The sequence below is a fragment of the Methanosarcina barkeri MS genome (assembly GCF_000970025.1).
GTDB lineage: Archaea > Halobacteriota > Methanosarcinia > Methanosarcinales > Methanosarcinaceae > Methanosarcina > Methanosarcina barkeri.
This window is the reverse complement of record NZ_CP009528.1, coordinates 707,647-720,903: the sequence shown is the minus strand read 5'-3', so window position 1 is coordinate 720,903 and position 13,257 is coordinate 707,647. Positions and strand designations below refer to the sequence as shown.

At 40.1% G+C, this 13,257-nt stretch carries 12 protein-coding genes; 8 read left to right on the top strand and 4 right to left on the bottom strand.

Going from position 1 to position 13,257, the window contains the following annotated elements; translation table 11 throughout:
- Positions 1-13: 13 nt before the first annotated feature.
- From cfbC to MSBRM_RS03005, 7 genes are all read left to right on the top strand, one after another.
- Positions 14-811: a Ni-sirohydrochlorin a,c-diamide reductive cyclase ATP-dependent reductase subunit gene (gene cfbC / locus MSBRM_RS03035; RefSeq protein ID WP_048119935.1), complete on the top strand. Its 798-nt coding sequence runs from the start codon at positions 14-16 to the stop codon at positions 809-811.
- 63 nt (positions 812-874) lie between these two features.
- Positions 875-2,362: a Ni-sirohydrochlorin a,c-diamide synthase gene (cfbB, locus tag MSBRM_RS03030; RefSeq protein WP_048119937.1), complete on the top strand. Its 1,488-nt coding sequence runs from the start codon at positions 875-877 to the stop codon at positions 2,360-2,362.
- Between the two features lie 347 nt (positions 2,363-2,709).
- The gene (gene endA / locus MSBRM_RS03025; protein WP_048154483.1) at positions 2,710-3,762 is read left to right on the top strand and encodes a tRNA-intron lyase; all 1,053 of its coding nucleotides are present in this window, start codon (positions 2,710-2,712) and stop codon (positions 3,760-3,762) included.
- A gap of 112 nt (positions 3,763-3,874) precedes the next feature.
- Complete coding sequence (locus tag MSBRM_RS03020; protein ID WP_011305387.1) at positions 3,875-4,270, top strand: DUF2209 domain-containing protein; 396 nt, start codon at positions 3,875-3,877, stop codon at positions 4,268-4,270.
- The gene (hflX, locus tag MSBRM_RS03015) at positions 4,267-5,577 is read left to right on the top strand and encodes a GTPase HflX (RefSeq protein WP_048154478.1); all 1,311 of its coding nucleotides are present in this window, start codon (positions 4,267-4,269) and stop codon (positions 5,575-5,577) included. Before MSBRM_RS03020 ends, hflX begins: the two co-directional genes overlap by 4 nt.
- Before the next feature lie 509 nt (positions 5,578-6,086).
- Entirely contained in the window at positions 6,087-6,761 is a 675-nt protein-coding gene (locus MSBRM_RS03010; protein WP_048123214.1) for a PHP domain-containing protein, read from the top strand.
- Between the two features lie 1,038 nt (positions 6,762-7,799).
- The gene (locus MSBRM_RS03005; protein ID WP_048119945.1) at positions 7,800-8,132 is read left to right on the top strand and encodes a hypothetical protein; all 333 of its coding nucleotides are present in this window, start codon (positions 7,800-7,802) and stop codon (positions 8,130-8,132) included.
- 260 nt (positions 8,133-8,392) lie between these two features.
- Here the strand turns inward: MSBRM_RS03005 and MSBRM_RS18670 are convergent, their stop codons facing one another.
- The 4 genes from MSBRM_RS18670 to MSBRM_RS02985 form a co-directional block, all read right to left on the bottom strand.
- On the bottom strand, positions 8,393-10,615 hold the full coding sequence (locus MSBRM_RS18670; RefSeq protein WP_052712671.1) for a PKD domain-containing protein: 2,223 nt from the start codon (positions 10,613-10,615) through the stop codon (positions 8,393-8,395).
- Between the two features lie 185 nt (positions 10,616-10,800).
- The gene (locus MSBRM_RS02995; protein WP_255361909.1) at positions 10,801-11,097 is read right to left on the bottom strand and encodes a nuclear transport factor 2 family protein; all 297 of its coding nucleotides are present in this window, start codon (positions 11,095-11,097) and stop codon (positions 10,801-10,803) included.
- A 597-nt stretch (positions 11,098-11,694) separates the two neighbouring features.
- Entirely contained in the window at positions 11,695-12,321 is a 627-nt protein-coding gene (locus MSBRM_RS02990) for a type 1 glutamine amidotransferase family protein (protein WP_048154472.1), read from the bottom strand.
- A gap of 225 nt (positions 12,322-12,546) precedes the next feature.
- Positions 12,547-12,819: a hypothetical protein gene (locus tag MSBRM_RS02985; protein ID WP_048119949.1), complete on the bottom strand. Its 273-nt coding sequence runs from the start codon at positions 12,817-12,819 to the stop codon at positions 12,547-12,549.
- Positions 12,820-12,902: 83 nt separating this feature from the next.
- Here MSBRM_RS02985 and MSBRM_RS02980 point away from each other — a divergent pair, with 83 nt between their 5' ends.
- Positions 12,903-13,235 (top strand): hypothetical protein, encoded by a 333-nt coding sequence (locus tag MSBRM_RS02980; protein WP_048119951.1) that lies wholly within the window; start codon positions 12,903-12,905, stop codon positions 13,233-13,235.
- Positions 13,236-13,257: the final 22 nt, after the last annotated feature.

Here is a 13,257-nt window from a genome sequence, read left to right as displayed (position 1 = left end):
GGAGGAAGATCCTTTGAAAAACCAGAAGATCATAGCGATCTACGGGAAAGGCGGCATAGGCAAATCGAGTACCGCTTCAAACATTGCCGCTGCCTGCGCCGAGGCAGGAAAGAAAGTCATGATTATAGGCTGCGATCCTAAAAGTGACTCATCAATCACCCTTCTAAGAGGCAGGAGAATTCCAACCATTCTTGATCTCCTGCGTGAGGGTGTGGACATAAAAAAAGAAGATGTGGTCTTTGAGGGATATGCAGGCGTCAAATGCGTGGAAGCAGGCGGTCCCGAACCAGGCATAGGGTGTGCAGGGCGAGGAATCATTGTTGCCATCCAGAAATTGAAGAGCATTTCAGGAAATCTCTTAAAAGAACAGGATTTTATCATTTACGATGTACCAGGAGACATCGTCTGCGGAGGATTTGTTGCCCCTGTAAGAAAAGGGTTCGTAAATGAGGCTTATGTCCTGACTTCAGGAGAGTACATGCCCCTTTATGCAGCAAATAATATCTGCAAAGGCTTATCGAAGATAGGAATGCCGCTTAGCGGGGTAATCTGCAATTCCAGAAATGTAAGCAGGGAAGAGGAAATAGTTTCGAAGTTTTCCGAGGAAATCGGCAGCCAGCTTATGGCTTTTATCCCGAAGAGGCAGGTAGTTCAGGACTGTGAAAGGGAAGGTTACTCGGTAATGGAAAAGGCACCCGAATCTGATATTGCGCAGATCTATCGCAAGCTTGGGAAAGCAATCCTTGAAAACGAAAAAAAAGTTACAGCCGATTCCCTGAGTGATGAACGGCTGAGGGAATTGACAAAATAAATTAGAGTATCAATAGTTGAATAAACACATCAGGGTGAATAAACACAAAGGGGTATCGAAAAAATGATTAATGACAAGCAATCCGCAGCAAGGAATATTCCCAGGATTCTCATTTCCGCAGACCGTTCTTCCTCAGGCAAGACTACAATTTCCATGGGCCTGATGGCTGCTCTCGTTTCAAGGGGATACAAAGTACAGCCCTTTAAGGTTGCTCTGGATTATATCGACCCAAGCTATCATACTGAGATAACTGGCAGGTTCTGCCGGAACCTTGACGGCTACCTCATGGATGAAAACGGGATTCTGGATGTCTATACTCATGCCTGCGAGGCCGGCGAGAAGGCGGATATTGCGATTATTGAAGGAGTTCGCGGGCTTTATGAAGGTTTTGAAAGCTTAAGCGACCTTGGAAGCACTGCCCAGATCGCAAAGATCCTTAACTGCCCTGTAATCTTTGTAATCAATGCCCGAAGTATTACCCGTTCGAGTGCTGCCCTTATAAACGGATACAGGAACTTCGACCCTGATGTGGAAATTACAGGAGTTATCCTTAATAACATAGGAAGCCGCCGCCATGCCGAAAAAGCAAAAGAAGCAATCGAACACTATACAGGCATTCCGGTTATAGGAATTGTTCCGAGAGACCACGCGATGCAGATTTCCATGCGCCATCTCGGGCTTATGCCAGCTCTCGAAGGCCGGAGACGGCTTGGGGATGGAGACTTTGAAGCCCGCCTTCAAGGCATTGAAGAAATCATCAATAAAGGAATTGACGTAGACCGCTTTATGAAAATCGCAAAAAGCGCAAAGCCCCTTAAAAGCCCTGATAATAGCGTTTTTTCTTCAGTCTCCGATTCTGGAGCACCCAGGCCAAAGATAGGGGTTGCCCTTGATGAGGCTTTCAACTTCTACTATCACGATAACATTGATCTCCTGAATCTTGCAGGCGCAGAAATTGTTTACTTTAGCCCTGTTAAAGACACCTCACTTCCGGAAGTTGACGGGCTCTATATAGGAGGAGGTTATCCCGAACTCTTTGCAGCCGAACTTGAAGCTAACGAGTCCATGCGCCAGGATATCAAAAAAGCATCTGCTGCAGGCATGCCTATTTATGCCGAGTGTGGAGGGCTTATGTACCTTACGGAAAAAATAAGCACAGGCGTTCCCGGAAAAGGTACCTATCACAATACCTCAATGCCAGAATCTACATATTCAATGGTCGGAGCCCTACCAGGGCATACTATTATGGGACAAACAAGAGTGGTCAGCTACAATATCGGGACCCTTAATAAGGACTGCCTTCTCGGGAAAAAAGACAACAGTTTCAAGGGACACGAATTCCACCATTCTGAAATAAGGGAAATTCCTGAGGACGCTGAATTTGCAATAACTCTGTCAAGAGGTACAGGCATAAAGAACGGCATGGATGGGCTTATTTCTGGAAATACCCTGGGTTCATATGCCCACCTGCACGGAGTTGCGTACAGAGAGTTTGCAAGCTCACTTGTAGAAGCTGCAAGAAATTTCATGGAGTCCAGGGTTCTTCCGTAATGTGGGAAGGCTCCGTTCTTAGTGTATGCAAACACTACCAAGCAATATTATATTAATCGATTATAACAATTTAGATTACAATAGTAGACTACAATAGAGTAAATTACAACAGATTAGATTACAATAGAGTAGATTACAACAGATCAATCAAGACAAACTGATTGTAACAAATTATTTTAATAATAAATTATTTTAATAATAAATTATTTTAACAATAAATTATTTTAATAGCAAATTGTTTTATGAGAACCTAGATCAAGAGAAATTACGCTATATCAAATTAAACTACAGCAAACCAGACTGGTAAAGAACTTATTTTCATTTCATTTTCTTTTCAGGTGAATCTATTGAAAACACAACTTAAAGGAGACCGGGTCCTTGCCGGAAAGGAAGCGGTAGCCGAACTTTATAAAACTGGTTACTTCGGGCGTCCTAAAGGCGAAGGGCTTGAACTCTCGCTTGTAGAAGCTGCTTTTCTTCTGTCCAGAGGAAAACTCGAGATCGAACTTGAAGGCACACTGCTCGATTTTAGAACCTTTTTCGAACAGGCCTCTTTGAGGCAGCCGAATTTTGAGCTGAAATATATAGTTTATAAGGACCTTAAAGAAAGAGGGTACTATGTCCAGCCATCAGCTGCAGATTTCCGGGTGTATCCCAGAGGCAGCCACCCGGGTAAAAATGCAGCAAATATTTTTGTTCATGTCCAGTCTGAAAGACAGCTCCTTCCTGTAAAACTTCTTCAGGACTCAGTTACCTCGGCAGAGAACGTGCATAAGCAGTTTATCCTTGCTGTGGTGGATGAAGAAAGTGACCTTACCTTCTATGAGGTTAAAACCGCAGTTCCCAAAGGAGAAATGCCTGAGCCATATCCTGCCATCAAAACCGATGCCACTTTCCTAGAAGACAGGGTAATAGCCTGGGATTCTCAGGCTTCGGAAACTCTCTATAAAAGTGGCTTTTACGGAAAAATGCTGGACTCCGAGAGGTTGCAGCTTTCCCTGGTCGAATCACTTTACCTCTTTTCCAGAGGCATAATAACGGTTCGGGACAGGAAAGGTAAAGTGTTTTCATTTGACGAATTTGTCGAGAAAGCCTCGGAGATTGAAAGCTTTTTCCTGAGAAAGTACAGTGCATATAAAAATCTCAGGGATTCGGGGCATGTGGTCAAAACCGGTTTTAAATTCGGGACAAATTTCAGGGTATACCGAAAGGTAGAGTCAATAGAGAAAATTCCTCATTCGGAATACCTTGTAAATGCCATCCCTGCGGATTTTGAGTTCAGGCTTTCAGTTATGTCTGGAGCTGTCAGGCTTGCAAACAGCGTCAGGAAAAAAATGCTTTTTGCAGTTGAGAAAGGTGAGGAAATCGAGTACCTAGATATCAGCCGGACGAAGATGTAAATATTCGGATGTTTATTCGAGTGTTAGTTCAGACTTGACCGAAGGAGTTTTTCCCTGAGCTTAACGTTTCTTAATTTTATGAAAAGCAGATCTTCAGCCGAGGGTAGAGTATATGTGGGATATTATTGCAGTAGACATCTCTGGCAGGCACAGGATTAAAGGAGGGTATTATATGGTATGTGCAGCCGCAGCGCTTACGGTTTCGGCTAGCCATATTGAAAAAATCAAGCAGATCAAAATCCTTCCCCTCTGGCAAAAAAGAGCTCCCAGCCTGCTGGACGTTGTGCAGTTAATCGAAGATACGGCTGACCAACTTTCTTTTGAGGGTACGATTGTGGCAGAAAAGGGGGATATGTATAATAAACCCAAATGGGTGACCGAAAGTATGTTTTCCAGGGCTTTTAAGTATCAGGAATCAATTGCCGAGAGAATGTCGATTGAACTCGTGCACCACGTTTCCCTGAGCGCCCGTAACCTATTGATAAAAGAACTTGAAATCGAGGCATGAAAATTTCAGCTGAACAGAAATCCTATAGCGGATCCAGCAACGGTAACAGAGTAATTCTCGTTAAAAGAACAATTCCCAATTCGGACCCTGAACGTGAAGAATACCTCTTACAGGAACTCAGAGAGCTTGCAAAAGCTGCAGGTTATCTGCCAGTTGGTGAGCTTAAGCAAACCAGGTATCCTGATTCGAAGTACCAGCTTGGCCGGGGGAAAATAGAGGAACTTGCCGAACTTGTCAGGAGTACGGGTGTAGAGAAAGTAATTTTCTATAACAGGCTCTCTACAACTCAGCTATTCAATATCTCAGAAATCTGCAGATGCCAGATTATCGATAAATTCCAGCTCATCCTTGAGATCTTTGCAAAAAGGGCAACTACCCACCGCTCAAAACTCCAGGTCGAACTGGCAAGACTGAGATATGAAGTACCAAGGGTAAGAGCTGTTGTGTCTCTCCTTAAAAAGGAGGAAAGGGCAGGTTTCATGGGGCTCGGAGACTACGAAGATTCTTATGAACAGGACCTGAAGAAGAGGATAACAAGGATTCGTAATGAACTTGAATCTGCAGAAAAAGATGATGAATCTTTACGGGCTTTAAGGCACAGGAAAGGCTTTTCCTTGATTTCCCTTGCAGGATATACAAACGCCGGGAAAAGCACGCTTTTCAATGCAATTGTAGATGAAAGTGTTGAGGCAAAGAACATGCTTTTTACAACACTTGTGCCCATGACCAGAGCTCTGGACCTAGGTGGACGAAAAGCTCTTTTGACCGATACCGTGGGGTTTATAGAGGATCTTCCTCACTGGCTGGTTGACGCCTTCAAGTCCACCCTTGACGAGATTTTTCTCTCGGACCTTATACTCCTAGTAGTGGATGCAAGCGAAAAACCCGAAACGATCTTGCAGAAACTTTCGACATCTCACGATACCCTCTGGGACCGAATACAGGGAGTTCCTATAATTACCGTACTTAATAAAGCCGATCTGGTTGATGAATCCAAACTTGACGTCATTATGGAGCAAATAGGTTATATGGCCCCTAACCCGGTCTTTGTTTCCGCAAAAAAGGGCACCGGAATGACTGCACTAAAAGAAGAAATAATAAAGCATCTACCTCCCTGGTGTTTTTGCTCTCTTTCCCTTCCCAATTCGGAAAAAGGGATGTCAATGCTCTCATGGCTGTATGAAGAAGGAATCGTACACAGAGTAGAGTTCGGAGAGCGGATACTTCTGGATTATGAAGCAAGAACAGAGATAATTAACCGAGCACATGCTCTCCTTGAACCTCAGGAAGCTCAAACAAGTGAGTGATCTTTATTAAACGTTTCTTAAACAACTGGATTTTTGATCCAAACTTTTTTTTGAAAAAGTTTGGGCCAAATTTTTTTAAAGTTTGTACCTGAGGATATGTATCACTCCCGAGCTTTTCAGAAGAATAGAAAGCTTTTTGAATTTTATAAAAACTACTGGAATATTGACAGAGCGTTTTCCAATATCTTTTTCTCAGGGAGTTTTTTGTATGGTCTGAATACTGTTCGTATATCCACGAAAGGTACTTATATCCAGAAGTTGTTTGTTTACATGCGAACGGGTGTCTACTGAAAACATCAGACCCTCCTAATATCCTAAACTACACCCCTAAAACCAGATTTTTACTATGTTTTTGCCCGTTCGCAGTTCCTCCAGAATTTTCATCCTATTTTTAAGACATCGCTTGTTTGTAAATAAACGAACTTTTTTGCGGTCAGTAATAAACCTGGATGCCAATGGACTCTCGTTTCAAAATTTATATAAATTCATTTCTCATTCTTCTGTTAAGTATGAAATTCGATCTGCATGTACATTCCGAGTATTCAAAAGATAGCAAATCAAGCCATGACGACATCCTTAAAACCGCAAGTAAAAGGGGACTTGACGGATTTGCTATCTGTGACCACGACACTGTGGAAGGCGGGCTTGCCTGTAAAAAAAGAGCCCTGGAACTTGGCTTTGAGCTTACGGTCATTCCCGGGGTTGAGGTTAGTTCTTCGAAGGGGCATATCCTTGTTCTCGGAGTCAGCCAGAATATCAAGCCTCATCTGAGTCCGGAAGAAACGATTGAGATAGCCAGGAAACTCGGAGGCACGGTTATTATCCCTCACCCCTTCAAGCGCAGTTCCCACGGGATAGGAAGTTTTGAAGGACTTGACGTTGATGCCGTTGAGGTTTTTAACTCCCGCTGCCTTTTTAATGGAGCCAACCGGAAAGCTGCAACCGAGGCAAAGAGGCTTGGAATTCCGGAAGTTGCAGGAAGCGATTCCCATGTTCCAGAAATGGTAGGCCAAGCATACACCGAAATCAATGCCTCGGAAAATACCCTCGACGCCGTGCTGGAAGCCATCCGAGAAGGAAAAGTTTCTCCTGCGGGAAAAAATACACCCACACCTATTATTCTTAAACAGATGTCAGGCAGCGCCAGGCGAAAAATTAAGAAAAAACTGTTTCGTAAAGCCTAAAAGAACGCAAAATATAACTTCGTATGGTCTGTGGTTTTAGAAAGATTGCAACCTCCTTATAACTGCTTTATGCTTAGCCAAAAAAGTAAGTACGTGGTTAACTATTCAACCTGTCAAAGTAAGTATGTGGTTAACTATTCAACCTGTCAAAGTAAGTATGTGAGCAACTATTCAGCCTATCAAAACATGTCTATTGATATTGATTATAGTGAAAACGAGGAATCCGAAAAATAACCTCTGAAAAATGAAGAAACACAGTCAATCGCCAACAATTTAAGAAAATCAAGTTACAAAAATATGTCTATTGAATTTTAATGAAGATATCTATTGATTCTGCTTTATATAGGCTAAATAGTTACGCATGCGGTTCTGCAGATAGAAGTAACCATATTTTCGTAATACTTATATAAAAATTGAAGATGAACTACAATAGATATCTTCACAGAAGATTTAACTTATATTCTCATTTCCATTTTAATTCACGAAGCCGTTTAAAAGTCAATATCAGGAATATAATAGCTATTATAATAATAACCGCAATTATTATTTCACTGACCCCTATCATCAACCTTAATCCCCCTTACTTTTACCCGTTTTAAATTAAAATGATATTGCTTTCAATTATTATATTCTTCCATCGCTATTATACTATTTCGTCTATTCCTTTCTAACCCATATCGGTAAGTAAAAGAGTTTCATAACCATCGGCTCAACAGCATGACTCAACAGTGCTTCTGTGATATTGAACGACCGATTCTCCTTTTTTTGAGTTATTTAAACTTTTATTGCCCTATTTTTCCATAATAAGTAGAGTTAAGAATGATTTTTTCTATTCTTCTTATATATAACCCAGGTATATGAATATAAGTTGAGCAGCGATCGAAATGTAGGTTTATTAATCTCAAGGTAGGACTAATCTAACCGAGGCATCTTAAAAAATTGCTGTGAACGCTATATTCAGAGATTTAAAACGCCAATTGTAGTATAATGAATGACCACAAAATCCGGATTAAACTAAAAAGAGTTGGAGGGTAAAGAATGGGAAAACAAATATCTGAAAGAATAAGAAAGACACTAAGCATTCTTCTGTTAGTCCTTTTTGTATTTTCGCTGACTGCTTCATCCGTAAGCGCAGCTACATCTGTAAAATATACAGAAAACAGTGATGACAGCTATACTCGCGGCTACTGGGAAGGATACTCAAAAGGATACAGTACCGGGTTTACAGACGGCTTAACCGGTAAAAGTCCGCGCATGTTCCTCATGATCTACTACGGGCCAGATTCCGGATACAATGGAGGATACTTTAATGGGTTTAGAGACGGGTACGGCGCTGGATATAACGTTGGAAAGAAATTATATGACCTCTGATCGGCGAGCATCATTATGGTTTCCCGATGAGACTACTTTATAGGCTATGTACCCCCGTTGTAGAGATTAATACTAAAGCAAAAAGTAGAAAATAGTAGTACCTCTAGATATGAAAACCTCAAAACAAAGCTAGCTTTCAACTCCGGTCAACGTGGCTAAAGAGCTGTTTTGCCAGATTTATCAATGAGCCACATGCCCTTTAGCCTGAATTTTTCTCTTTTTTTAATTTGAGGTTTTTAGGTTCTATTCCTGATTATGTATTATGTTGTCACTTTTATATAATCTGTTTTTGTTATCGTGTTAATGCCTGCAGCATTTGTTGCTGTCAGTGCCACTGTATACCTCCCGACTTTGGAATACTTATGAATTGGATTCCGGATTGTGGACGATGTTCCATCTCCAAAAGTCCATTTCCATTTCGTGGGTGTTCCGGTACTTTTGTCAGTAAATTTAACGTTTAATGGTACTGCTCCTGAGGTTGGAGACCCGGAGAATGCAGCAACAGGTCTTGCTATTACTGTTATATAGTCTGTTTTTGTTACCGTATTCCTACCTGCAGCATTCTTTACTGTTAAGCTAACAGTATAGATTCCTGCCTTGGAGTACTTATGAATAGGATTCTGGAGGAATGACTTTGATCCGTCTCCAAAATCCCATTGCCATTCAGCAGGTATTCCTGTGCTGGTGTCAGTAAAGACAACATTAAATGGTGTTTTTCCAGATGTAACACTGCTGGTGAAATTTGCAACAGGTCTTGCTATTACTGTTATATAGTCTGTTTTTGTTAGCATGTCACTGCCGTTGCCATTTATTGCTGTCAGTGTCACCGTATACCTACCTACTTTGGAATATTTATGCCTTGGACTCTGCTGGGTTGAAGTTGCTCCATCTCCAAAACTCCATTTCCATTTTAGTGGTGAGCCTGTGCTGGTGTCAGTAAATTTAACGTTTAATGGTACTGCCCCTGAGGTTGGAGACCCGGAGAATGCAGCAACAGGTCTTGCTATTACTGTTATATAGTCTGTTTTTGTTACCGTATTCCTACCTGCAGCATTCTTTACTGTTAAGCTAACAGTATAGATTCCTGCCTTGGAGTACTTATGAATTGGATTCTGGAGGAATGACTTTGATCCGTCTCCAAAATCCCATTGCCATTTAGTTGGTGTTCCTGTGCTTACGTCAGTAAATTTAACGTTTAATGGTGTTTTCCCTGATGTAACACTGCTAGTAAAGTTTGCAACAGGTTTTGTTACCACTTTTATATATTCTGTTTTTGTTACCGTGTTACTGCCGTTATCATTTGTTGCTGTCAGTGTTACCGTATACCTACCTAGTTTAGAATATTTATGCGTTGGATTCTGCTTGGTTGAAGTTGTTCCATCTCCAAAACTCCATTTCCATTTAGTCGGGGATCTCAGACTTTCGTCGGTAAAGGTAACTGTTAATGGCGCTTTTTCTTCGGTAGGTTTTGCAGAAAAGTCTGCGAAAGGAGCTAGTGTGAAAGTAAATATAAACTGCCCAAAAGCAATAGGCCATATTCCTACCTTCACACTGGCTGTAACCTTGTTTGTTGCAGTGTCAATTACAGAGACAGTGCTGTCACGGTTCGCCACATATACCTTTGTTCCAGCCGGGTTGACTGCAACTCCATAAGGATATTTTCCTACGGTTACCTTGGCCGTAACCTTGTTTGTAGCTGTATCAATTACAAAGACATTTTTGCTTTTCCTGCTTGTTATATATACCTTTGTTCCATCCGGATTGACTGCAATTCCCCAGGGATAGGTTTTGGATCCTACTGTCACCGTTGCTTTAATCGTGTTTGTTGCAGTATCAATTACAGAAACAGTACCATCGTCATCGTTTGTCACATATACCTTTGTTCCAGCCGGGTTGACTGCAACTCCCCAGGGACGGGATCCTACTGTCACCGTGGCTGTAACAGTATTTGTAGCTGCGTCGATTACAGAAACAGTTTTATCTCCATAGTTCGTCACATATACCTTTGTTCCTGTCGGGTTGACTACAATTCCAATAGGTTTGTAGAATCCATTTATTGTGGCTGTAACATTGTTTGTTGCAGTGTCAATTACGGAGACAGTTCTACTATAAATATTCGTCACATATACCTTTTTTCCATCCGGGTTGACCGCAACTCCATAAGGATATCCTCCTACGGTTACCTTGGCCGTAACCTTATTTGTAGCTGTGTCAATTATAGAGACAGTCTTGTTATAATAGTTTGTCACATATACCTTTGTTCCCGCCGGGTTGACTGCAACTCCCTGGGGACCAGATCCTACGTTTATCGTGGCTGTAACCTTGTTTGTTGCTGTGTCAATTACAGAAACAGTACCACCCCTGTTTGTAATATACGCAAACGGGTATGCGCCTGCGATACTCACGAGCATTAAAAAAAACATCAACGTTATTCCTAAAATTCCAATGAGAGAATAAACTCTTCGTGTTTCATCAAGTTTCATTTATTTCACCTTGGATCACAGTAAGTTAATTTTTGATTAATAAAAAAAGATTAATAATGTTAAATGTTTTTTTCTATATAAAGAAAGTGTTGTTAATAAAAAATATTATATTTCTATATATTAATAAAATTTTATGTTAACTTTAATATAAATTTGTAAAATGAATAAGATTGAAATTTTAAAAATTAAATTTCGTTATAATGAGCAATACTTCTATGAACCTTACCATCTTTTCCAAAAAACAAAATTTCTGCAGCACGTTTTCCTAAAACTGCTTTATAATAGATTACCAGGCTATTGACACTTACAAACACATCAATCAACTCAAACCGAAGATCAAAAACTCTTTCAAGTGCTTTTTCCCAGTATGGTTTCACATTCTTCTTACCTTTGAGGGTTCCTGTTTGATCATTCATTACAAGGACTATCATAGGAGTAGTCATCTCGAAATCTTCACTGTAATGATCGAGAATTCTGTTAATGTTATGGAGTTTCAGGCCTCATCCATTCTCTGGCAAATTCCTGTGCTTCAGGTACTGATATCATTTAAACAACGTCCATATTTTAAGAAAGTCCGAATTCTTAAAAGTATTTAAATTTCTCGATCTGTTAGGGAGTTTCTGTTTGTCTTGTTTTCAGGAAAAAGTACTCGGATACACTCATTTCGGATATACTCTTATTCCTAATGCACTTCTGAAAACGATTGAAAAAAGTCACGGTATTTTAAGTGAAAATGGAATTATCCAAAAAAAGCAAAATTATTGCGGAAGAAATTGACACAAAACAAGCATCATTATTTTCTTTTCTGAACATGGAGAAATATCTGCCATCGTAATAGAATCGTTATTGTTAGGATTATTCTTTTGCTAGGCATACACAGATAAAGCCGCAGGATAACGTAAAATCACTCATTTTTGAAAGCAAAGTTAGAATAGTATGGAAATATAGTGGGTGCAATTTCCTTACAATTGTTTATCTCTTGTCAACGAGGCTAAAGGGCTGTTTTGCCAGATTTGTCAATGATCCACATGCCCTTCAGCCTAAATTTTGTCTCTTTTTTCAATTTGAGATTCTGCAATTCATTGAATAGAATTAATTAGCTCATAGAAATATTTCGATTCGTGAGTACGATAAAGATTGTACCATGAATCTAACGTTTCCAACGAGAATACATCCAGTTTCTTCAACACATGAACAGTGAATTCCAGTGGAGCTACTCCGGAAGCAGTAATCAGGTTTCCGTCAGTTACAGCTGGTTCTTGTTTATAATACATTTCTCCTGCATAGTTTGGACACATCATTTTAAGAAATCCAAGATCATTGCTGGTGTGCCATCTATTATTCAGCATCCCTTTCTCAGCAAGTCCCATTGTAGCGCCGCAAATTGCCCCAACAATTACACTTTTTTTTAAACCCTCTTCAGCCTTTTTTAAAATTGGGTCGTGAATCGGTTCTGTCCATGTATTTCCTCCAGGGAGGATCAGGGCTGCTGCATCTTCAATGATAAGTTCTTCATATCCAATATCAGGTAGTATTTTTATGCCACCCATTGTAATTACAGGGTTTTTGTCCACACTAACTGTGACTATTTTTAAAGGTTCTAACCCTTTTTTATAGTATCTTCCCGAGTTTAATTCAGCGCTTAAATAACTGATTTCCCAGTCAGCCATTGTGTCAAATACGTAAAGATATACTGCGCTTTTCATAATTGATCCCGCTGTATTTAATATGTCAAATATATCTGATTTCATATTTTGATTTCATTTTATACACTATTGTCCTATCTTCTCATAAAGAGTATCTCTATTCATAGAAAGGCTCTGTGAGGTACTGTGTAATTGATGGGTTTTTACCTCCAGACAGACATCATTAAATACAGAAAATTTAACACAGACCCCGTAGACTACACAGTACCCATCAGAATACTTACTTTATGGAAACCAATAAGAAACGTCTATAATAGCCTGAGAAATTTCAAATAACGTTTCATCTTCACCCAAATCATTTATAACTGGAATTAATGTGATGATATTAGAAAGTAGGTTACTTCGAGTACCTTCTTTGAGAATTTGAATCACTCTTCTCCACAAAAAATAAAGCTTATTCACTGGAGAATTCCTCATAAGAGATAATATAAAACAAAGTGCCTTTGCTCTGTAAGAATCAGATCGAATATTTGAGGCTATTTCAAGGGCTTTTTCCATAAATTCTTCTTTTCTCTGACCATCAAAATGAGGAACAATACTAGAAGGACATATTCTCTGTCAGAATCAATCATAACGAACCTATGATCTGGAAAGAACTCGTACTTGGATTTTCTGTGGTTGAATCGTGTATATATCACTCAATTCGTACAATACCTATTGTAACTGCAAGCAGTGCCGAAGAAGTGCTTTTTACGGATAACCTAACCAGACTTACGAAACTGGAAGTTGATGAGACTGTAAAAGGAGTCCTTCCGGTCCCATTTCCAACCTATGAGGTAACAGGGTCCATGTCAATTGAAGGCGAAGAATTCAGCGAAGTGCTTCTTTTAGGATATGAATATCCCGGAGTACAGGCTCTGGATTGGATAGAAATTCTTAAAAGAGAAGTTGCAAATCCAAGACGATGTATGTGAAATAGGAATATAAAAGAGAGTA